At 61.8% G+C, this 718-nt stretch carries 1 protein-coding gene; it reads right to left on the minus strand.

Features of this window, described 5'->3' with window-relative positions; translation table 11 throughout:
• Positions 1-718 (minus strand): ShlB/FhaC/HecB family hemolysin secretion/activation protein (locus AC1DUO_RS25795; RefSeq protein ID WP_477989569.1); only part of this gene is annotated, 718 nt, incomplete at both ends.

Consider the following 718-nt stretch of genomic DNA (forward strand, 5'->3'; position numbering starts at 1 on the left):
GATCCGGTGCCAGTGAGTCCGGATAGCTCAGCGGCCAGCCGACGGTAAACTGGCTGGAGAAATGTGCGTTACTGCTCGATAAACCCACCGCCCCGCCCCATAAGGTGCCGGACGCATTGGTGTCGTGATTGCTGCGTTGCAGGTAGCCGCCGTCGAGGGCCGTCACGGCGCTGATCTGGCCGAGCACCGGCAGCGTGAACAGTTGGGTATCCAGCTCATTACGCCAGTAGCCGCCGTTGTCGCCGGAGATGTATTGCTCTTTGAACCCCCGCACCGAGCTTTCGCCACCAATCGTCAGGCGTTCGCTGCCGTAAAGACGGTCATCGCCCCACTGGCCGTAGGCGCTGGTCAGCCAGGTAATGCGTTGCGTGACAGGCCGGTAATAGCTGGTGGACAGCGTCCATTTAGAGAACTCCGCACGCGGGGCATCCGGATTTTTATCTTCATCGCTTTCGCCGCCAAACCACGGCACGCCACGGCTGAACGCCGGGTTAAGCGTGGCGTATCCGCCCCAGAGTTTCTGGCTGTGATTGATACCGGCGGTCCAGCTGGTCAGGCTGCGGGTGCTGCTTTCCAGCGGGGCATCGTTGAGATAATTTCGGTTGAGGCGGTGCGTCAGCCCGAGGCTGGCGGCGGTTTTCATGTCGCCGTTGCGAAACAGTACGCGGGAAAGCGTGAAGCGGTGCGCCTGGCTGTCGCCGGTGGAGCGCCACAGATA

This window comes from Rahnella sp. P4_A8 (assembly GCF_056402435.1).